Raw genomic sequence first — 19,374 nt, 5'->3', positions numbered from 1 at the left:
TGGCGCGGCCGCGGCTTCGGGCGCCGAGGCGGACGGCTGCGCCTGCGCCTGCGGCTGTGCGGCGTCGGCCGGCGCCTGCTGGTCGCCCTGCTGCGCCTGCGGCTCGGCCGGCGCGGCGGCCTGTTGCGGCGCCGACTTGGCACCCTTGTTCGCCTCAGGCGTGCGCTTCATGCCGTCGATTTCGGCGATCAGCTCGTATTCCGACGGCAGTTCGTCGCCGCCGAAGCGGACCAGACGATCGTTGTCGAAGAACACCGTGAAGCGGCGCTGCTGCACCACCTGCGTATTGCCGCGCTTGAACGAGAACACATAGTCCCAGCGATTGGCGTGGAACACGTCGGTCAGCAGCGGCGTGCCGAGCAGGAACTGCACCTGGTCGCGGGTCATGCCCTCGCGCAGTTGCGCGGCGGCCTCGCGCGAGACGAAGTTGCCCTGGACGATATTGATCCGGTACGGCGTGATCGCGTTGGCGATCTTGCGGGAAGTGCTGTCGTAGGTCGAGCAGGCGGCGGAGGCCAGCGTGATGGCTGCCAGAAGCGTGGTCAGCAGCGCCGGGCGCAGGGCGGATGTTCGAATGGAATCCATGTAACTCGCAGTTCTCGCTACCGAAGGAAGGGAAAGTGCCGGTCGGTGGGCATGGCCGACGCGTCCGCGTGGAACACGCGTTCGCCGCCGCGTGAAGGGCTCGGCGCATTGCCGGCACCGGCCGCGCCGGGCGACTTTTGCCGGCAAAACCCTTATGATTCAACAATCCAGACATTGTACTCTAGGGAGTCACGCCCATGCCGAGTCCGGCGGAACTCAAAAATATCGGCCTGAAAGCAACCGTGCCGCGGCTGAAGATCCTCGAAATCTTCCAGACCAGCGAGCAGCGCCATCTGAGCGCGGAAGACGTCTATCGCATCCTGCTCAACGAACATATGGATATCGGACTGGCCACCGTGTATCGCGTGCTGACCCAGTTCGAACAAGCCGGCCTGCTGTCGCGCAACAACTTCGAATCGGGCAAGGCCATCTTCGAACTGAACGAAGGCAAGCACCACGATCACCTGGTCTGCCTCGACTGCGGCCGCGTCGAGGAATTCTTCGACGGCGAAATCGAGCAGCGCCAGCAAAGCATCGCACGCGAGCGCGGCTTCGCGCTGCAGGAGCATGCGCTGTCGCTGTACGGCAATTGCACCAAGACCGCCTGCCCGCATCGGCCCAAGCGCTGATGCAGGGCACCGCGTGCAAAGAGGCACGCGGCGGGCAACAAAAAACCGGCGCCTGGCGCCGGTTTTTTGTTGGGCAGCGAGGCCTGGAGGCCTAGACCTGCTCGCGCTCGATCTCGGCCATGCGCTGGGGCAGCCCGGGCACCGGCACGCCGACAAATTCGGCCACGACCTGGCGGAACAGACCGCGCGCCCACACCAGCATCGGATGGGTGTTGCGGCTGCGGTGCCAGAACATGTTCAGGCCGAGCGTGGTCTGGATTTCGGCCGGCAGCGGGAACGCGTTCAGGCCGTAGCTTTCGCAGGCGACGTCCTTGGTCAGCGCGTTGACGGTGAAGATCATGTCGGTCTGCGCGGCCAGTTCGGCCTGGGCCCGCCACGAATGCACGGTCAGCGCCGCGTTGCGCTTCAGGCCGCGCTGCTGCAGCGCGTAGTCCAGCGGAATCAGCGAAGGCGCCGGGCGTCCGGTGCCGCCCGCCGACGCCATGAAGATATGGCCGCACTCGAGATAGTGGTCCAGCGTGCAGGCGCTCTGCAGCAGCGGATGCCCCTTGCGCGCGCAGACCCACAGATTCAGCGAGGCGACCGTTTCCTCGACGATCTCCGGATGGCCGGTCGGCAGCGCGCAGAACGCCAGGTCGAGCTCGTTGGCGCGCATCGAGGCCACATCGGCCTCCCACGACTGGGATTCGACCAGCCGGATATGCAGTTCGGGAGCGAGCTGTGCCAGGCGCAACACGAAGCGGTTGAACACCGTATCGCCCAGTTCCGCGGCAAAGCCGATATGCAGCGTGCCGGAGGCGACAGCGGGATCGAAATTGTCGACGTCGCCCTCGTTGATCGAGGACCACAGATCCAGCATCTCGCGGATCTTCGGACCGAGTTCGAGCGCGCGCGGCGTCGGCGTCAGGCCATGCGGGACGCGGATGAACAGCGGATCGTCGAAGATCTCGCGCAGCCGTCCCAGCGAGTGCGATACCGCCGGCGCCGTCATGTGCATCTTCTCGGCGACATAAGTCGCGTTCCGCTTGCTGAGCAACTCGGTGAAGATCACGAGCAGCTTGGTGTCAACGTTCACCATGATCACGCCCAGTTCAGGTTTGATACGCGTGGCCACGCGAGCGCACGCGAGGACACTAAGGCTAGTGTAAGATCAAATCGCCACTTCGGGGAAGCGAAAACGCCATTTTTACTCGCCCTGGAACCCCTCCGTAGCGGGGTCCCTGTGTCGTACTTACCATATTTTACAGTCCGTGCGTGGGCTGGCGCACAAAGCCCATAAAAAACGGCGCCACATGGGCGCCGCTTCCGAGTCCCCGCCAGCGCGGTGACATCGGCCATTCAACACGGGCCGATTTACTTGGCGTTCATCAGCGCCACGGTGGTATCGAGCATCCGGTTGGAGAAGCCCCACTCGTTGTCGTACCAGCTCGACACCTTGACCAGATTGCCGGACACCTTGGTCAGCGTCGCGTCGAAGGTCGACGAGGCCGGGTTGTGGTTGAAGTCGACCGACACCAGCGGTGCGGTGTTGTAGTCGAGGATGCCCTTCAGTTCGCCTTCCGACGCGGCCTTCAGGATCGCGTTGACTTCATCGACGGTGGTCTCGCGCGCGGCGACGAACGACAGGTCGACCAGCGACACGTTGATGGTCGGCACGCGGATCGCGAAGCCGTCCAGCTTGCCGTTCAGTTCCGGCATCACCAGGCCGACCGCGGCGGCGGCGCCGGTCTTGGTCGGGATCATCGACTGGGTCGCCGAACGCGCGCGGCGCAGGTCCTCGTGATAGACGTCGGTCAGCACCTGGTCGTTGGTATAGGCGTGCACCGTGGTCATCAGGCCGGTCACCACGCCCAGCTTCTCGTGCAGCGGCTTGACCAGCGGGGCCAGGCAGTTGGTGGTGCACGAGGCGTTCGAGATCACGGTGTCCGTGGCCTTCAGCACGTTGTGGTTGACGCCGTAGACGATGGTCGCGTCGACGTCCTTGCCGCCCGGCGCGGAGATGATGACCTTCTTGGCGCCGCCGGCCAGGTGAGCCGAGGCCTTTTCCTTCGAGGTGAAGAAGCCGGTGCACTCCATCACCACGTCGACGCCCAGCTCGCCCCACGGCAGTTCGGCCGGGTTGCGGTTGGCCAGCACGCGGATCTTGTCGCCATTGACGACCATGTAGTCGCCCTCGACCGACACGGTGCCCGGGAACTTGCCGTGGGCGGTGTCGTATTGCGTCAGGTGGGCGTTCGTCTTGGCATCGCCGAGGTCGTTGATCGCGACGATCTCGATGTCATGCTTCTTGCCGCCTTCGTAGTGGGCGCGCAGCACGTTGCGGCCGATACGGCCATAGCCGTTGATGGCAACCTTGATAGTCATGGTACGTCTCCTGAACGGGAAGTAGAAAAAGCTGCGGGCGCCCGGGCCGGCGACGGCAGCGCCGCCGCGCCCGCACGTCCCGGAAAGTCAGATCACGCTCTTGACGGTGTTCGCCACGTTCTCGACGGTGAACCCGAAGTGCTTGAACAATACGCCAGCCGGCGCCGATTCGCCGAAGGTGTCGATGCCCACCACCGCCTGCACCTGGTACTTCCACCAGAAGTCGGTGACGCCGGCCTCGACCGCCACGCGGGGCACGCCCGCCGGCAGCACCGACGCCTTGTATGCCGCATCCTGCTTGTCGAACACAGTCGTCGAGGGCACAGACACGACGCGCACACGAATGCCTTCGGCGGCCAGCTGGTCGGCCGCGCCGACCGCCAGGCCCACTTCGGAGCCGGTCGCGACGATCACCGCATCGGGCAGGCCGGTGCGCGGATTGACGTTGTCGCGCAGCACATAGCCGCCGCGCGCGATGTTGGCGCGGGTGGCGTCGTCGCGCTTCTGGAACGGCAGGTTCTGGCGGCTGAAGATCAGGCAGCTCGGACCGTTCTCGCGGCGGATCGCCTCGGCCCACGCCACCGCGGTTTCGGTGGTATCCGCGGTGCGCCAGACGTCCATGTTGGGGATCAGCCGCAGGCTGGCGACGTGCTCGATCGACTGGTGGGTCGGACCGTCCTCGCCCAGGCCGATCGAATCGTGCGTGAACACGAACAACGTACGGATCTTCATCAGCGCCGCCATGCGCAGCGCATTGCGGCTGTAGTCCGAGAACGTCAGGAAGGTGCCGCCGTAGGGAATGTAGCCGCCATGCAGCGTGATGCCGTTCATGATCGCGCTCATGCCGAACTCGCGCACACCATAGTTGATATGGTTGCCCCAGGCATCGACGCGCACCGCCTTGCTGCCGGACCAGTTGGTCAGGTTCGAGCCGGTCAGGTCGGCCGAGCCGCCGAGCAGTTCGGGCAGCACCGGCGCCAGCGCCTCGATCGCGTTCTGGCTCGCCTTGCGGGTGGCGATGGTCTCGGCCTTTTCCTCGCACTTGGCCAGATAGGCCTGCACCGCGGCGTCGAACGCACCCGGCAGCTCGCCGCGCATACGGCGCTCGAACTCGCCGGCTTCGTACGGATAACGCTCCGAATAACCCTCGAACAGCGCGGCCCAGGCCTTCTCCAGCGCCGCGCCATTGGCCCGGGCGTCCCATGCCGCGTAGACCTCTTCCGGCAATTCGAACGGGGCGTGGCTCCAGCCGAGCGCCTCGCGCGTCGCCAGGATCTCGGCGCCGCCCAGCGGGGCGCCGTGCACATCGTGGCCGCCCTGCTTGTTGGGCGAGCCCTTGCCGATCACGGTGCGGCAGCAGATCAGCGTCGGCTTGTCGCTGGCCTTGGCTTGGGCGATGGCCGCGTCGATCGCGTTGACATCATGGCCGTCGACCGCGCGAATCACGTTCCAGCCATAGGCTTCGAAGCGCTTCGGGGTGTCGTCGGCGAACCAGTGCTCGACGTCGCCGTCGATCGAGATGCCGTTGTCGTCCCACAGTGCGATCAGCTTGTTCAGCTGCAGCGTGCCGGCCAGCGAGCAGGCCTCATGGCTGATGCCCTCCATCAGGCAGCCGTCGCCGAGGAAGACATAGGTGTAGTGGTTGACGATGTCAAAGCCGGGACGGTTGAACTCCTCGCCCAGCAGCCGCTCGGCCAGCGCCATGCCGACCGCGTTGGTGATGCCCTGGCCCAGCGGACCGGTGGTGGTCTCGACGCCCGGGGTGATGCCGTATTCCGGATGGCCCGCGGTCTTGCTGTGCAGCTGGCGGAAGTTCTTCAGCTCCTCGATCGGCAGCTCGTAGCCGGTCAGATGCAGCAGCGCGTACAGCAGCATCGAGCCGTGACCGTTGGACAGCACGAAGCGGTCGCGATCGGCCCACTTCGGATTGACCGGGTTATGCTTCAGATGACGGCTCCACAACGCGACGGCGATATCGGCCATGCCCATCGGCATGCCCGGATGGCCCGAATTGGCCTGCTGGACGGCGTCCATCGCCAGGACGCGGATCGCATTGGCCATCAGCGACGCGGGCTGGCTGGCATAGGGGCTGGTGGCTGGGTGTGCGAGGTGAGACATGCGGCGGGAAGTTGGCGGCGGGAAAAGCGCGATTTTACCAGAAGGAGGCGGCGTTTCCGGTACGGCGGCGGCCTCGGCGGCGCCTTCCGAAGCAGCCCTCGAATGGCGCGAACGGCTATCGAGCGGCGTTGGCTCCACACTTGGCAACGTCACCCCGCGCGCCTCGGTGCGCTCGCCCCACCAGCACATCGAGATCGGCGAACATCCGCTGTTCGGCCGCGTCTTCCGGCTCGATGGCCGCGTCATGAGCGCGGAAGCCGACGCGTTCATCCAGCATGAGGTGATGATCCACCCGATGGCCGCGGCCCATGGCGCTCCCGCCAGCGCGCTGGTGATCGGCGGCGGCGACGGCGGTTCCGCGCGCGAACTGCTGCGGCTGCCCGGCATGCGCGAGGTCGTGGTCGCCGAACTCGATGCCGAGGTGGTGCGGCTGGCGCGGCGCTGGCTGCCGGGCATCCACCACGGCGCCTTCGACGACCCGCGCGTGACGGTGAAGATCGGCGACGGCCTGGCCGCGATGGAAGCGCTGCGCGATGCCGGCCGCCGCTTCGACCTGCTGGTGTTCGACCTGACCGACGCGGACGATGGCAGCCCCGCCGCCGCGCTGTTCGGCGCGCGCGGCCTGCGGGCGGCGCATGACTGCCTGGCGCCGGGCGGCGCGATGTCGCTGCATCTCGGGCCGCCCTTCCACCGGCCCGACACGGTGCGGCTGCTGTGGCGGCGGCTGCGCGATCAATTCCGGCTGGTACAACCGATGACGGTGGCGATTCCGGTCTATGGCGCGCTGTGGGCGATCGCGGTTGCGAGCGACACGCTCGACGTGCGCGCCGCCGACCCGGCCATGCTGGCCGCCCGGCTCGCCGACTGGCGGCTCGATGGCGCGCTGCGCTGTTATCACGCCGGCCTGCATGCGGCGCTGTTCGCGCTGCCTCGCCACCTGCAATCGCTGTTCGACGGCGGCGCCACATCGGCGTGATATGCTCGGCTGACCGCTCCACCGGGGACTTGCGGCAAGGCAGGCGCGGCGCTTGTCCGGCGTTTGCTTCGCGCGCGATGTCCGCCGCCGTGGAGCGTGCGCGAGCGTGCGGCCCCGGGCGCCGACCCCGGCACGCATGTCGCACGGAACCCGGGAGGACACCATCATGACCAAACCTGCCAACACGCCCTGGCTGATTCCCTACCTGACGGTCGGCGACGCACGCCGCGCGCTCGACTTCTACAGCCGCGCCTTCGGCTTCGTGCCCGGCAATGTGGTCGACGAAAACGGCGTGCCAACCCATGCCGAGATGCACTACCACGGCGAACTGGTCGTGATGTTCGCCCCGGAAGGCGCCTGGGGCAGCACCGCCCGCACGCCGCGTTCGATCGGGTTCGAGTGCCCGCAGACCTTCTACCTGTACTGCGACGATGTCGACACGATGCATGCGCGCGCGGTGGCGGCCGGCGCGATCAGCCTGATGGCCCCGGGCGACCAGTTCTGGGGCGACCGCTATTGCATGGTCGAAGACCTCGACGGCTACCGCTGGGGCTTTGCCCGGCCGCTGGACCAGGCCGTCGCCGCCGCAACGGGCTCGCAGGCAGCCTGATTCATTTCCGTGCGGGGGCCCGCTGCCGCGCCGGCGCCGAGGTCGGCGCGTTCGCGGGGGCCCGCCGCACCTGACCGATTTCCCTGGATTCGATGCCTCCCCGCTTCTACGTCGATCAACCGCTTGCCCCAGATACCCTGCTGCCGCTGCCCGAGGCGGTGGTGCGCCATGTGCAGGTGCTGCGGCTGCATCCCGGCGAACCGATCACGCTGTTCGACGGACGCGGCGGCAGCCATGCCGCGACGCTGGTCGAGATCGGCAAACGCAGCGCGACCGCGCAGATCGGCGCGCGCGACGCCACCGAATGCGAACTGCCGTTCCGCGTGACGCTGGCCCAGGGCATTGCCGGCGGCGACAAGATGGACTGGCTGATCGAGAAGGCAGTCGAACTTGGCGTCGGCGCGATCCAGCCTTTGCAGACCGCGCGCGCCGTGGTGCGGCTCAGCGGCGAACGTGCGCACAAGCGCCACGCGCACTGGCAGGCGCTGGTCACCGCGGCCTGCGAACAATGCGGACGCAATCGCTTGCCGGCGGTATCGCCGGTGGCTAACTTGGAGGCGTGGCTGGCGGCGATCCCGACCGACGCGGGACAGCGGCTGCTGGTGTCGCCGCGCGCCGAATCGACGCTGGTGGCGCTGGCGCAGGCGCACCGTGACGAATGGATTGCCGGCGGCGTCACGTTGCTGATTGGCCCCGAAGGCGGACTGTCGCCGGAGGAAGAACGTGCCGCGCTGGCGCAAGGTTTCACGGCGGTGTCGCTTGGACCGCGCATCCTGCGCACCGAGACCGCCGGCCTGGCCTGCCTGGCCGCGCTCGATGCGCTGCTGGGCGGATTCTGACGGCACCGCGCCGTCGACCGCTATCGACCGAGCCGGCGCGCGGCATCGCACCGGCCGGTCCGATAAACGAATCAACAACAAGGAGCTGAAGATGGGACTGCTCGATAGTGTGCTTGGCGGCGTGCTCGGCCAAACCAACCCGGCGCAGGCCGGCGAATCCGGCCAAACCGGCATGAATCCGAAAATGATGCTGGCGCTCGGCCTGCTGGCGATGCTGGCGATGCGCGGCCGCCAAGGCGGTGCCGAGGCGACGCAGGATCCGGGCGGCATGGCCGGCGGTCTGGGCGGCATCCTCGGCGGGCTGGCCGGTGGCGGTGGCGGACTCGATCTCGGCTCGCTGCTGGGCGGGCTGCTCGGCGGCCAGGGCGGCGCGGCCGGCGAGGCGCAGACGATCGGCGCGGCGGCGGGCGGCATCGGCGCGCTGCAGCAGATCCTGGCGCAGGCGGGCCTGGGCGAGCAGGTGTCCTCGTGGATCGGCACCGGTCCCAATCAGCCGGTATCGCCGTCGTCGCTGGCCGAGGCGCTGCAGGGCACCGGCGCGCTCGACACGCTGTCGTCGACCACCGGCCTGTCGCGCGACGACGTCGCCGCGCAGCTCAGCGCCGGCCTGCCGGAACTGATCGATCAGCTGACGCCGCAGGGACAGGTGCCGCCGGCAGCCTGATCGTCCCGCGGATGCCGAGGCGGCCGCCGTGCCGCCCGCGACGCAAAAAAGCCCGCCAAACCGGCGGGCTTTTTTTCGAGCCGTCTACGATCGCCGATCGCTGCGCGGCATCGTGCGGCCGACGGGACCAGAGCGCTCAGGCGAACGAGTAGAACACGCGGAATTGCACGCGGCGCTCGGCCCAGAATTCGGCGGCGTCGCGGAACACGTCGAGCAGCGTCTCGCGCGCTTCCTTGTCGAACTTCTGCGCGCAGGGCAGGCCCTCGAGCACGATGACGAAACCGGGCTGCACGCCGGCCTTGTGGATCATGTCGGTCAGGCAATCGGCCAGCGCATCGAAGTTCTTGCCGAAGTGCTTCGGGAACAGGAAGGCGGTGGCGATCGTTTCCAGCACCTCGCCCTTGGTCGTGCAATGGGCGCAATTGGCGTAGAGAAAATGCTGGCCGAGGTCGGCGGCAGCCTGTGCCAGCTCGGGCACGCGGAAGGCGCGGATCGACTGAACGATATTGGGTCGCACGGTCTTGAACAGGTTCAGCGCGGCCTCTCTGCCGCAGGCCACTTCGGCATTGCCGTCCTGCGGCGACGCCGGCGGCAGTTTATTGTGCGCGACCTCGTAGCGGGGCATCATCAGCACACTGTCATAAAGGTTCTGGGCATGTTGTTGAGCCCGCTGCCAGCCATCTCCGGCGCCGCGCTCTTCGCGGGCGGCAAGGGCGTCGCCCAGTCCGAAAATGTCAGTCATCATCTGATTATCCGTTTGAAGCTGTTGTAGTGGTCTTCCGTGTAATAGCAGTCGTTGGCGGCCCGTTGTTCGCCGCCACAGACGATTCGCTTTGCCCCCCGATTGCGGCTGCCTGGACGGACAACCGTGTATTCACGGTAATAGCCGCGCGGCCGCCGAGGCAAAATCCGCTCGTAGTTGCCGAACCGCGAGCCATCCTTCGCGTAGGGGTACGGCCCCCCGGCCTCGATGCGCTGCAGCGTCTGCTGTGCTTCGTTGGGCAGTTGCTGCACTGCAATGGTTCCCAGCGTATCGGGCAGCACCTGCGAGGACTGCTTCCCCTGCGCCGGTTGCGTCAGCGTGGCCGCCATGGCCAGCGCCGCGAGCGTATGCAGGGCGCCGCGCGCAACCCGTTGGAGCGAAGGCTGGACCCGTTGCAGGATCTTGTCGGAGCGCGGTGCGCGTTGCGGCAAAGAAGTCGGGGAACCCACGTTGTCTGGTCTGGTGGCGCAGCAATCCAACGCCAAGCGCGGTCGACGGATCGCCTGCATCGAAGGCGCTAGGTTACGCGCAAGCGGTTAAATAATCAATCCCCGCGCCCGGGTGACGCCGAAAACCTGAATTGTTTCAAGGCGTTAATGGAATGTATGCGCACACTAACCGCCTCCGGGGAGCAATAAAAAAGCCGGGGCATGCCCCGGCTCCTGCCCTCGCCTGGCGAGGTCTTACCGCTTCGCCGCCGCGTCCACCACCACCAGCGACGTCATATTGACGATGCGGCGGACCGTTGCCGACGGCGTCAGGATATGCACCGGTGCGTTGACGCCCAGCAGGATCGGGCCGATCGCCACGTTGTTGCCGGCGGCCGTCTTCAGCAGGTTGTAGGCGATATTGGCGGCGTCGATGTTCGGGCACACCAGCAGGTTCGCTTCGCCCTTCAGCGTGCCGTCCGGCACCAGCTGGTCGCGCAGCTTCTGGTCGAGCGCGCAGTCGCCGTGCATCTCGCCGTCGACCTCGAGTTCCGGCGCGCGCTCGCGCAGGATCGCCAGCGTCTCGCGCATCTTCTGCGCCGACGGCGCCTCGGACGAGCCGAAGTTCGAATGCGACAGCAGCGCGATCTTGGGCTCGATGCCGAAGCGCTTGAGCTCCTCGGCCGCCATGATCGTGATCTCGGCCAGTTGCGGCGCGCTCGGATCGACGTTGACGTGGGTGTCCACCAGGAAGATCTGGCGGCCCGGCAGCACCAGGCCGTTCATCGCCGCATAGACCTCGTTGGTGCCGCCCAGCACCTGGTCGATATAGCGCAGATGCGCGGCGGTATTGCTGACGGTGCCGCAGATCATGCCGTCGGCCTCGCCCTTGTGCACCAGCATCGCGCCGATCAGCGTGGTGCGGCGGCGCATCTCGAGCTTGGCGTACTGCGGCGTCACGCCCTGGCGGGCCATCATCCGGTAGTAGGTGTCGGAGTAGTCGCGGAAGCGCTCGTCGTGCTCGGGGTTGACCACGGTGAAGTCGACGCCCATGCGCAGGCGCAGGCCGAAGCGTTCGATGCGGTGCGTCAGCACGGCGGGCCGGCCGATCAGGATCGGGTTGGCCAGCTTCTCGTCGACGATCACCTGCACCGCGCGCAGCACGCGCTCTTCCTCGCCCTCGGCGAACACGATGCGCTTCTTCTCCATCGCGACCTTGCGGGCGGCGGCGTAGATCGGCTTCATCAGCGTGCCCGAGTGGTAGACGAACTGCTGCAGCTGCAGCTTGTACGCGTCCATGTCCTCGATCGGGCGGGTCGCGACGCCGGAATCCATCGCCGCCTGCGCCACCGCCGGCGCGACCTTGACGATCAGGCGCGGATCGAAGGGCTTCGGAATCAGGTATTCGGGGCCGAACGACAGGTCCTGGATACCGTAGGCGGTCGCCACGATATCGCTCTGCTCCTGCCGCGCCAGTTCCGCGACGGCGTGCGCGGCAGCGATTTCCATCTGCTTGGTGATGGTCGTCGCGCCCACGTCCAGCGCGCCGCGGAAGATGAACGGGAAGCAAAGAACGTTGTTGACCTGGTTCGGATAGTCGGTGCGGCCGGTGGCGATCACCGCGTCGGGCCGCACTTCCTTGACCTGCTCCGGCATGATTTCCGGATTCGGGTTGGCCAGCGCCAGCACCAGCGGGCGGTCGGCCATCCGCTGCACCATGTCCTGCTTGAGCACGCCGGCGGCCGACAGGCCCAGGAAGATGTCCGCGCCGTCGATGACCTCGGCCAGCTTGCGCTTGTCGGTCTTCTGCGCGAAGCGCGCCTTCTCCGGATCCATCAGTTCGGTGCGGCCCTCGTAGACCACGCCCGCCAGGTCCGTGACCCAGATGTTCGACAGCGGCAGGCCGAGATCGACCAGCAGGTCCAGGCAGGCCAGCGCCGCGGCGCCCGCGCCGGAGGCGACCAGCTTGACGTCCTTGATGTCCTTGCCGACCACGCGCAGCCCGTTGATGACGGCCGCGCCGACCACGATCGCGGTGCCGTGCTGGTCGTCGTGGAAGACGGGAATCTTCATCCGCTCGCGCAGCTTGCGCTCGACATAGAAGCACTCCGGCGCCTTGATGTCCTCGAGGTTGATGCCGCCGAAGGTCGGCTCCAGCGAGGCGATGATGTCGACCAGCTTTTCCGGGTCCTTCTCGTCGATCTCGATATCGAACACGTCGATGCCGGCGAACTTCTTGAACAGGCCCGCCTTGCCTTCCATCACCGGCTTCGAGGCCGCCGGGCCGATGTCGCCCAGGCCGAGCACCGCGGTGCCATTGGTGACCACGCCGACCAGATTGCCGCGCGCGGTGTAGCGGAAGGAATTGGCCGGATCGGCGACGATCTCTTCGCAAGCGGCCGCGACGCCCGGCGAATAGGCCAGCGCCAGGTCGCGCTGGTTCGACAGCGGCTTGGTCGGCGTGACCGAAATCTTGCCCGGGGTCGGAAACTCGTGATATTCGAGGGCGGCTTTGCGCAGCGCCTCGCGCTGCTGCTGTTTCAGCTCGTCTTGCGAGATTGCCTGCGAGTTCGGCTGTGAATCGGGCTGCGAAGGACTGGTCATCGGCGCATCTTCCGGTCTGTGGAGCCGTGTTTGACGAAGCGGAAAACGGTGGGAACACACCCTCGCGGGCCGGCTCCACCTGCCCGCTGTCTCCTGATCGAGCCCCGCATTTTATATTGTGAAATTTTATTTCACAATAAGCGTTTTGCGAGAGGCACCTTTGCGTTTCGGTACAATATGCCGGATGCCGGCGGTACTGACCAGCCGTGCATGCCGTCCAAGGCTTCGTCCGGCGGCCCCATCACGAGACTCCCAGGACTGCCCCGCCTTCGTACCGCGCCCCACCCGGCGGGCTTCCGAGCCGACTCCAGCATGCCTCCGACCGACCGCGACGCCGCCGCGCACCTTTCCACGCATCCATCCGCGCAGCTTTCCGAGTTCGAGCTGATTCGCCGCTATTTCACCCGTCCGGCCCGCAAGGCGGTGCTCGGCGTCGGCGACGACTGCGCGCTGCTGGACCCGCGCCCGGGCCATCTGCTGGCGGTCAGCACCGACATGCTGGTCAGCGGCCGCCATTTCTTTCCCGACGTGCCGCCGCGCGCGCTGGGCCACAAGGCGCTCGCCGTCAATCTGTCCGATCTGGCGGCGATGGGCGCCGAGCCGCGCGCCTTCACGCTGGCGCTGGCGTTGCCCGAGGCCGAGCCCGCCTGGCTGGCCGAGCTGGCCGCGGGCATGCTGGAACTGGCCGACGCGCATGGCTGCGAGCTGGTCGGCGGCGACACCACGCGCGGCCCGCTGACGCTGTCGCTGACGGTGTTCGGCGACGTGCCGCGCGGCAGCGCGCTGCGCCGCGACGCCGCCCGGCCTGGCGACGATATCTGGATCTCCGGCACGCTTGGCGACGCGCGGCTGGCGCTCGGGGACTGCCGCGGCGAATGGCTGTTGCCCGAGCCCGACTTCACGCTGGTGCGTCCGCGCATGGACACGCCGACGCCGCGCGTGGCGCTCGGCATGGCGCTGCGCGGGCTGGCCCACGCGGCGCTCGATATTTCGGACGGGCTGGTCGGCGATCTCGGCCACATCCTGGAGCGCTCGCAGGTCGGCGCGCTGCTCGACATCGACGCGCTGCCGCGTTCCGAGGTGTTGGCGAGCCAGCCGCGCGACTGCCAGCTCGAATGCGTGCTGGCCGGCGGCGACGACTACGAGCTATGCTTCACCGCCCCGGCCGGCGCACGCGAGGCGCTGGCCGCGCTGGGGCTGAGGCTGGGGCTGGCGCTGACCCGGGTCGGCACGATCACCGCCGAGCCGGGGCTGCGCCTGGTCGATGCCGGTGGCGAGCCCGTCTCCTTCCAGGCCAGAAGCTTCGATCATTTCGCCAACCCCTGACAGCGGGACGGCGGCATGTCATGATGCCGCCATGCGGCGGAGCGCCGCGTCCGGCGGCAGCTTGCCGCGCGGATAGGCCAACGAGCCCCGGCCGCCTCCGACCGCGATAACAAACGAGCCAGATACCTTGATGTCCGCCTACCCTCCCGGTTCGGCGTCGACCGATCCCGCGATGACGCTGGAGGCCGGTCAGACCGCCAAGATCCTGCGCCCGACGGCGCGCTTCATGCTGTCCCATCCCGCGCATTTCATCGCGCTGGGCTTCGGTTCCGGCCTGTCGCCGGTGGTGCCCGGCACCGTGGGCACGCTGTACGGCTGGCTGTCCTTCGTCGTGATCTCGCTGTGGGTGCAGCCGTCCGCCTGGCTGTGGATCATCATCGGCGGCTTCCTGCTGGGCCTGTGGGCCTGCGCACGGACCGCGCGCGCGATGGGCGTGCACGATCACGGCAGCATGGTGTGGGACGAGATCGTGGCGTTCTGGCTGGTGCTGGCCTTCGTGATGCCGACCGGTTTCTGGGGCCAGTTCGCCGCCTTCCTGTGGTTCCGGCTGTTCGACATGGCCAAACCCGCGCCGATCGCCTATTACGACCGCACGCTCAAGGGCCCGGGCCTGCGCGGCGGCTTCGGCGTGATGTTCGACGATCTGGTGGCGGCGTTCTACACGCTGCTGGTGTTCGCGCTGTGGCGCTCGTTCTGAGCGCATCCGCGCCGCCGCAACCGTACCGCATCGATTCCCCGCCAGCACGAGAGCCGTCATCATGTCCATCAGCCGCTTGCTCGACCAGCTTGCCGTCCAGGCCGGCATCGCCCTCAAGGAAAAATCGCTGATGGTCGCCACCGCCGAGTCCTGTACCGGCGGGCTGGTGGCGGCCGCGATCACCGACGTCGCCGGTTCGTCCGGCTGGTTCGAACGCGGCTTCGTGACCTACTCGAACGAAGCCAAGAGCACGATGCTCGGCGTCCCCGCCAAGCTGATCCGCGATTACGGCGCGGTCAGCGAGGAAGTCGCCCACGCGATGGCCGAGGGCGCGCTGCTCAACAGCCGCGCCCAGGTGGCGCTGTCGATCACCGGCGTCGCCGGTCCGACCGGGGGCACGCCGGAGAAGCCGGTCGGCATGGTCTGCTTCGGCTGGAGCAACCGCATCGTGACCCGGGTCGAGACCCAGCGCTTCAAGGGCGACCGCCAGCAGATCCGCCGCCAGGCCGCCGAGCATGCGATGCGCGGCCTGCTCGAGCTGGTCCGCAACGAGGCCTGAGCGCCGCGGCACCCCGGCCGCCCGTTCAACCCTGCCGGAAGCGATTGATCGTGTCGCGCGTCTGCAGCGCGGCGCGGCGGGCCGCCGCGGCGAAGTCCTTCTCCCGGCTGGCGTACAGGATCGCCCGCGACGAATTGATCATCATGCCGGTGCCGTCGGCGGTGCGGCCCGCCTTGACGGTGGCCTCGATGTCGCCGCCTTGGGCGCCGATGCCCGGAATCAGCAGCGGCATGTCGCCGACCAGCTCGCGCACCCTGGCGATCTCGTTGGGGAAGGTCGCGCCGACCACCAGCCCCATCTGCCCGGTCGTATTCCAGCGCGCCGCGGCCTGCTCGGCGACCAGCTGATAGATCGGCTTGCCCTCGACCTGCAGGAACTGCACGTCGGAGCCGCCCGGATTCGAGGTGCGGCACAGCACGATGACGCCGCGCTCCGGATAGGCCAGATACGGCTCGACCGAATCGAATCCCATATACGGACTGACCGTGACCGCATCGGCCTGGTAGCGATCGAACGCCTCGATCGCGTAGTGCTGCGCGGTCGAGCCGATATCGCCGCGCTTGGCGTCGAGGATCACCGGGATGCCGGGGTGCGCGTCGTGGATATAGTGGATCAGCTGTTCGAGCTGGTCCTCGGCGCGCTGCGAGGCGAAGTAGGCGATCTGCGGCTTGAAGGCGCAGACCAGGTCGGCGGTGGCGTCGACGATCTCCCGGCAGAACGAGAAGATCGCGCCGCCGGCGCCGGTCAGCGACAGCGGCAGCTTGCCCGGGTCCGGATCGAGCCCGACGCACAGCAGCGAATCGTTGCGCCGCCAGGCCTGGGTCAGCTGCTCGGTGAACGGGACGGGAGGAACGGAAGAACGGGTCATGGATCGCTCGAATGCGTGGCGTCGGGGCCCGGGATGGGCCGCGGCGGACCGTTGGCCATCGTGCGCCGGCACGCGAAGGCAATCGCGGCGGCCGGCGACGGGCGGGTCGTTGCCGGCAATTTTACCCGTTGCATGCTATCTTCCTTGCGCTTTTCCGACAGACGAAACCAATAGAAAGAGCGGTAACGCACCCGTAGCCGGCTGCCCTCCATGACTCTCGATCGCCGCAACCTTGCCCTGCTCGTCGCGCTGACGCTCGCCTGGGGCGTCAACTGGCCCGTGATGAAGATCGGCGTGGCCCATTTCCCGCCGCTGGGTTTCCGCCTGCTGTGCATGGCCGGTGGCCTGATCGCGCTGGGGCTGGCGCTGCGTGCCAAGGGCATCCCGCTGACGGTGCCGCGCGAGGCCTGGGGCACGGTGTTCAAGCTGGCGCTGCCCAATATGGTGATCTGGCACCTGCTGGCGATCGGGGCGGTCAAGATGCTGTCGTCCGGCCGCGCGGCGATCCTGGGTTACACGATGCCGATCTGGGCCGTGGTCTGGGGGCTGCTGCTGTTTCGCGAGCGGATCTCCGGCTGGGCCTGGGTCGGCATCGGCTGCGCGCTGGCCGGCACGCTGCTGCTGATGTCGAGCGAGTTCGGCGCGCTGACCGGCAGCCCGACCGGCACCGTGATGATGCTGGCGGCCGCCGCCGGCTGGGGCTACGGCACCCAGCTGATGAAGCGCACCCCGGTCGATATCCCGCTCGGCACGCTGACCTTCTGGATGCTGGCCGTCGCGCTGCCGTTCCTGCTGGTCGGCACGATGCTGTTCGAGGACGGCTGGCGCATGCCGAACGCGATCGAATGGGCGGCGATCCTGTACAACGCGGTGGTCGTGTTCGCCTTCTGCCATCTGGTCTGGTTCGCGCTGGCCCGTTCGCTGCCGCCGGTCGTGTCGAGCCTGTCGATCATGTTCATCCCGGTGGTCGGCGTGTTCTCGGGCATGTGGATGCTGGGCGAGCAGCCGCACTGGCAGGACTACGCCGCCATCGTGCTGATGTTCGCCGCGCTGGCCTCGGTGCTGCTGGTGCCGCTGTTGCTGCCGCGGCTGCGCCGGCGCTGACGCGCGGCCCCGCTCTCACTGGCCGCGGTGACGCTTCATCCAGATTTCACTTAACAAACGCGGTCGCGTTGGGCTACACTCGCGCCCATCCATAATCCCGGAGAAATTACGTGGGCAGTAGCATCGGGTGTTCGAGTTGCCGCGGCAAAGCCGCGACCTCTACGAATGCCATGTCACTGCGGGCTGCGTAACGACGAACCCGTCCGGACCATGCTGGTCGGACGCTCGCCGAACCCGCCCGCAGCACACTGCGGGCGAGTGTTTTTTCCGTACTGCCACCGGCGGCCATCGATGCAACGGGCCCGCCGCGTTGTTGCGGACTTCCCTCACCCGGCTTGCCAGCCATCAACGGCAAACGCCATCGCCTTGCACGGCCCGTCCGCGCAGCGCGATCACGCTTGCCTTCGAGCCCGCCATTCGCCGTCGCGAAGGGTGCGGCCCGGCCGTGCCGCAAGCCTGCCTGCCGCTTTTCTTCATCGCACGGCATAAGGAATACCGGGGATGATCAATCTGTTCGTCCTGCAGAAAGGCCGGCTCGCCCAGGAGCAGGTCGACGACCGCAACGAGTTGCTGCAGCACAAGCCCATCTGGATCGATGTCGTCAGCCCCGACGACGAGGAACTGGACTGGATCAAGGAAGCCTACGGCGTGGCCCTGCCCGAGCTCGAGGACCTTGGCGACCTCGAGGCCTCGGCCCGTTATTTCGAGGGCGAGGATGAGAACATCCATATCCGCACCGACTTCCTGCTCGACGAGGACGAGGTCTCGCGCAACGTGCGCGTGGCCTTCGTGCTGACGCGCGACGTGCTGTTCTCCATCCACGACGAGGACCTGCCGGTGTTCCGGCTGGTGCGGCTGCGCGCGCGCATGCGCCCGGGCTCGGTGCGCAACGCCAAGGACGTGCTGATGGATCTGTACGCGACCGACGCCGAATACTCGGCGGACTCGATCGAGGAGATCTACGAACGGCTGGAGGACGCCAGCAAGCGCGTGCTGGCCGAGAACGTGACCGATGCCGCCGCGGCCGATGTGCTCGAGACCATCGCGCGCGAGGAAGACCGCAACGGCCGCATCCGCCGCAACGTGATGGACACCCGGCGCGCGCTGTCCTTCCTGATGCGCAGCCAGCTGCTGTCCGCCGAGCAGCAGGACGAGGCGCGCCAGATCCTGCGCGACATCGACTCGATCGAGAACCACACCGCGTTCCTGTTCGACAAGATCAACTTCCTGATGGACGCGACGGTCGGTTTCATCAACATCAACCAGAACAAGATCATCAAGCTGTTCTCGGTGGTGTCGGTGGCGCTGATGCCGCCGACCCTGATCGCCAGCGTCTACGGCATGAACTTCAAGGTGATGCCCGAGCTCGACTGGGCCGCCGGCTATCCGTGGGCGATCGCGCTGATGGCGGTGTCGGCGGCGATTCCGCTGATCTATTTCCGCCGCAAGGGCTGGCTCAGCTGAGGCGGCAAGGCCCGGCGCCGCGACGGCGACCGGGCTGGTCGCCGCCCGAAGGCATCAGTCCGGCAGCGTGGCCGACCCCATCCGGCGCGCGATGATGCCGGCCTTGGCGCGGAAGTTGACGCGCACATGGGCGCAGTACTGCTTCTTGTCGAAGCATTTGGGCGCCGGCAGCGCCGCCGCCAGCCGCGCCGCCTGGCCCACGCTGAGGCGAGCGGCGCTGGTCTTGAAGTAGTGGCGCGCGGCCGCCTCGGCGCCGAACACGCCCTCGCCCCACTCGACCGAGTTCAGATAGATCTCGTAGATGCGCTGCTTGTCGAGCCAGAACTCCAGCATCCAGGTGATCAAAAGCTCCTGGCCCTTGCGCAGGTAATGCTGCTCCGGCGACAGGAACAGGTTCTTGGCCAGCTGCTGCGTGATGGTCGACCCGCCGCGCACGATATGGCCGCGCTTCTTGTTGCGCTCCCAGGCCTCGAGCATCGCGTCGAAGTCATAGCCAGGATGATTGACGAAGTCGGCGTCCTCGCTGGCGATCACCGCCCGTTTCAGATTGCGCGAGATATCGGCATAGGGCACCCACTGCCGCTCGATGCCGCAGCTCCAGACATTCCAGCCGCACAGGCGCCAGCGTTCGGCGCGCATGAAGGAGGTCGGACCAGGATCGACGACCTGCCACGCGGCGATCTGCAGGAAGAAATAGACCTGCATCGCGGCCACGCCGGCGAGCACGCTGCCCGCCAGCCACGCGAGCCAGCGCAGCGGCGAGGAAGCGCCCGCGC

Annotated in this window: 19 protein-coding genes; 10 read left to right on the top strand and 9 right to left on the bottom strand. The window is 67.5% G+C overall.

Translation table 11 applies throughout. From position 1 onward, the window contains the following. Positions 1-585, bottom strand: a 585-nt coding sequence (locus F7Q96_RS24700; RefSeq protein WP_151023461.1) for an outer membrane protein assembly factor BamE, incomplete at its 3' end; no start/stop codon positions are given. A 197-nt stretch (positions 586-782) separates the two neighbouring features. Here F7Q96_RS24700 and fur point away from each other — a divergent pair. Then, positions 783-1,214: a ferric iron uptake transcriptional regulator gene (gene fur / locus F7Q96_RS24695; RefSeq protein ID WP_023263964.1), complete on the top strand. Its 432-nt coding sequence runs from the start codon at positions 783-785 to the stop codon at positions 1,212-1,214. A gap of 91 nt (positions 1,215-1,305) precedes the next feature. Here fur and F7Q96_RS24690 read toward each other — a convergent pair whose 3' ends face one another. From F7Q96_RS24690 to tkt, 3 genes are all read right to left on the bottom strand, one after another. Further along, positions 1,306-2,292, bottom strand: a complete 987-nt coding sequence (locus F7Q96_RS24690; RefSeq protein ID WP_053823201.1) for a LysR family transcriptional regulator — start codon at positions 2,290-2,292, stop codon at positions 1,306-1,308. Positions 2,293-2,567: 275 nt separating this feature from the next. Further along, the gene (gene gap, locus F7Q96_RS24685; protein WP_053822509.1) at positions 2,568-3,578 is read right to left on the bottom strand and encodes a type I glyceraldehyde-3-phosphate dehydrogenase; all 1,011 of its coding nucleotides are present in this window, start codon (positions 3,576-3,578) and stop codon (positions 2,568-2,570) included. 87 nt (positions 3,579-3,665) lie between these two features. Next, a complete protein-coding gene (gene tkt, locus F7Q96_RS24680) occupies positions 3,666-5,696 on the bottom strand; it encodes a transketolase (protein WP_170265969.1) in 2,031 nt (676 codons plus the stop codon). Between the two features lie 166 nt (positions 5,697-5,862). Between tkt and F7Q96_RS24675 the strand changes: the two genes are divergently transcribed. The 4 genes from F7Q96_RS24675 to F7Q96_RS24660 all read left to right on the top strand — a co-directional run bounded on the left by F7Q96_RS24675 (position 5,863) and on the right by F7Q96_RS24660 (position 8,785). Next, a complete protein-coding gene (locus F7Q96_RS24675) occupies positions 5,863-6,672 on the top strand; it encodes a spermine/spermidine synthase domain-containing protein (RefSeq protein ID WP_053822511.1) in 810 nt (269 codons plus the stop codon). 166 nt (positions 6,673-6,838) lie between these two features. After that, the gene (locus tag F7Q96_RS24670) at positions 6,839-7,282 is read left to right on the top strand and encodes a VOC family protein (protein ID WP_053822512.1); all 444 of its coding nucleotides are present in this window, start codon (positions 6,839-6,841) and stop codon (positions 7,280-7,282) included. A gap of 92 nt (positions 7,283-7,374) precedes the next feature. Continuing rightward, complete coding sequence (locus tag F7Q96_RS24665; protein WP_053822513.1) at positions 7,375-8,121, top strand: 16S rRNA (uracil(1498)-N(3))-methyltransferase; 747 nt, start codon at positions 7,375-7,377, stop codon at positions 8,119-8,121. A gap of 91 nt (positions 8,122-8,212) precedes the next feature. Beyond that, complete coding sequence (locus tag F7Q96_RS24660; RefSeq protein WP_053823202.1) at positions 8,213-8,785, top strand: YidB family protein; 573 nt, start codon at positions 8,213-8,215, stop codon at positions 8,783-8,785. A 136-nt stretch (positions 8,786-8,921) separates the two neighbouring features. Here F7Q96_RS24660 and F7Q96_RS24655 read toward each other — a convergent pair whose 3' ends face one another. The 3 genes from F7Q96_RS24655 to F7Q96_RS24645 all read right to left on the bottom strand — a co-directional run bounded on the left by F7Q96_RS24655 (position 8,922) and on the right by F7Q96_RS24645 (position 12,580). Continuing rightward, positions 8,922-9,530 carry a barstar family protein gene (locus tag F7Q96_RS24655; protein ID WP_006579293.1) on the bottom strand — a complete coding sequence of 203 codons (609 nt, stop codon included), beginning with the start codon at positions 9,528-9,530 and terminating at the stop codon, positions 8,922-8,924. Further along, positions 9,527-9,877 (bottom strand): guanyl-specific ribonuclease, encoded by a 351-nt coding sequence (locus F7Q96_RS24650; protein WP_053823203.1) that lies wholly within the window; start codon positions 9,875-9,877, stop codon positions 9,527-9,529. Before F7Q96_RS24650 ends, F7Q96_RS24655 begins: the two co-directional genes overlap by 4 nt. Positions 9,878-10,231: 354 nt before the next feature. Then, positions 10,232-12,580 (bottom strand): NADP-dependent malic enzyme, encoded by a 2,349-nt coding sequence (locus tag F7Q96_RS24645; protein WP_053822514.1) that lies wholly within the window; start codon positions 12,578-12,580, stop codon positions 10,232-10,234. A gap of 312 nt (positions 12,581-12,892) precedes the next feature. Between F7Q96_RS24645 and thiL the strand changes: the two genes are divergently transcribed. The 3 genes from thiL (at position 12,893) to F7Q96_RS24630 (ending at position 15,162) form a co-directional block, all read left to right on the top strand. After that, entirely contained in the window at positions 12,893-13,906 is a 1,014-nt protein-coding gene (thiL, locus tag F7Q96_RS24640) for a thiamine-phosphate kinase (RefSeq protein ID WP_151023459.1), read from the top strand. 130 nt (positions 13,907-14,036) lie between these two features. Further along, on the top strand, positions 14,037-14,603 hold the full coding sequence (locus tag F7Q96_RS24635) for a phosphatidylglycerophosphatase A family protein (RefSeq protein ID WP_053822515.1): 567 nt from the start codon (positions 14,037-14,039) through the stop codon (positions 14,601-14,603). Positions 14,604-14,664: 61 nt separating this feature from the next. After that, positions 14,665-15,162: a CinA family protein gene (locus F7Q96_RS24630; protein ID WP_151023457.1), complete on the top strand. Its 498-nt coding sequence runs from the start codon at positions 14,665-14,667 to the stop codon at positions 15,160-15,162. Positions 15,163-15,187: 25 nt separating this feature from the next. On the opposite strand, the gene pyrF is transcribed toward F7Q96_RS24630, so the two are convergent. After that, positions 15,188-16,030, bottom strand: coding sequence for an orotidine-5'-phosphate decarboxylase (gene pyrF / locus F7Q96_RS24625; RefSeq protein WP_053822516.1), 843 nt, complete (start codon positions 16,028-16,030; stop codon positions 15,188-15,190). Positions 16,031-16,240: 210 nt separating this feature from the next. Between pyrF and F7Q96_RS24620 the strand changes: the two genes are divergently transcribed. Beyond that, positions 16,241-17,134, top strand: a complete 894-nt coding sequence (locus F7Q96_RS24620) for a DMT family transporter (protein ID WP_053822517.1) — start codon at positions 16,241-16,243, stop codon at positions 17,132-17,134. Positions 17,135-17,635: 501 nt separating this feature from the next. Beyond that, the gene (gene corA / locus F7Q96_RS24615) at positions 17,636-18,598 is read left to right on the top strand and encodes a magnesium/cobalt transporter CorA (RefSeq protein WP_006577335.1); all 963 of its coding nucleotides are present in this window, start codon (positions 17,636-17,638) and stop codon (positions 18,596-18,598) included. 54 nt (positions 18,599-18,652) lie between these two features. On the opposite strand, the gene mtgA is transcribed toward corA, so the two are convergent. Continuing rightward, positions 18,653-19,354: a monofunctional biosynthetic peptidoglycan transglycosylase gene (gene mtgA / locus F7Q96_RS24610; RefSeq protein WP_053823204.1), complete on the bottom strand. Its 702-nt coding sequence runs from the start codon at positions 19,352-19,354 to the stop codon at positions 18,653-18,655. Positions 19,355-19,374 lie beyond the last annotated feature (20 nt).

The sequence above is a fragment of the Cupriavidus gilardii genome (assembly GCF_008801915.1).
GTDB lineage: Bacteria > Pseudomonadota > Gammaproteobacteria > Burkholderiales > Burkholderiaceae > Cupriavidus > Cupriavidus gilardii.
Note: the sequence above shows the minus strand (reverse complement) of the source record. Positions and strands in the feature narration are given on the sequence as shown.

Excerpts from the sequence above, each read along its gene's own strand:
- fur (WP_023263964.1), top strand. The coding sequence starts at position 783 with ATGCCGAGTCCGGCGGAACTCAAAAATATCGGCCTGAAAGCAACCGTG.
- F7Q96_RS24620 (WP_053822517.1), top strand. The coding sequence starts at position 16,241 with ATGACTCTCGATCGCCGCAACCTTGCCCTGCTCGTCGCGCTGACGCTC.
- corA (WP_006577335.1), top strand. The coding sequence starts at position 17,636 with ATGATCAATCTGTTCGTCCTGCAGAAAGGCCGGCTCGCCCAGGAGCAG.
- gap (WP_053822509.1), bottom strand. The coding sequence starts at position 3,578 with ATGACTATCAAGGTTGCCATCAACGGCTATGGCCGTATCGGCCGCAAC.
- pyrF (WP_053822516.1), bottom strand. The coding sequence starts at position 16,030 with ATGACCCGTTCTTCCGTTCCTCCCGTCCCGTTCACCGAGCAGCTGACC.
- F7Q96_RS24635 (WP_053822515.1), top strand. The coding sequence starts at position 14,037 with ATGTCCGCCTACCCTCCCGGTTCGGCGTCGACCGATCCCGCGATGACG.
- F7Q96_RS24660 (WP_053823202.1), top strand. The coding sequence starts at position 8,213 with ATGGGACTGCTCGATAGTGTGCTTGGCGGCGTGCTCGGCCAAACCAAC.
- F7Q96_RS24665 (WP_053822513.1), top strand. The coding sequence starts at position 7,375 with ATGCCTCCCCGCTTCTACGTCGATCAACCGCTTGCCCCAGATACCCTG.
- F7Q96_RS24670 (WP_053822512.1), top strand. The coding sequence starts at position 6,839 with ATGACCAAACCTGCCAACACGCCCTGGCTGATTCCCTACCTGACGGTC.
- tkt (WP_170265969.1), bottom strand. The coding sequence starts at position 5,696 with ATGTCTCACCTCGCACACCCAGCCACCAGCCCCTATGCCAGCCAGCCC.
- F7Q96_RS24645 (WP_053822514.1), bottom strand. The coding sequence starts at position 12,580 with ATGACCAGTCCTTCGCAGCCCGATTCACAGCCGAACTCGCAGGCAATC.
- F7Q96_RS24655 (WP_006579293.1), bottom strand. The coding sequence starts at position 9,530 with ATGATGACTGACATTTTCGGACTGGGCGACGCCCTTGCCGCCCGCGAA.
- F7Q96_RS24650 (WP_053823203.1), bottom strand. The coding sequence starts at position 9,877 with ATGGCGGCCACGCTGACGCAACCGGCGCAGGGGAAGCAGTCCTCGCAG.
- F7Q96_RS24690 (WP_053823201.1), bottom strand. The coding sequence starts at position 2,292 with ATGGTGAACGTTGACACCAAGCTGCTCGTGATCTTCACCGAGTTGCTC.
- thiL (WP_151023459.1), top strand. The coding sequence starts at position 12,893 with ATGCCTCCGACCGACCGCGACGCCGCCGCGCACCTTTCCACGCATCCA.
- F7Q96_RS24630 (WP_151023457.1), top strand. The coding sequence starts at position 14,665 with ATGTCCATCAGCCGCTTGCTCGACCAGCTTGCCGTCCAGGCCGGCATC.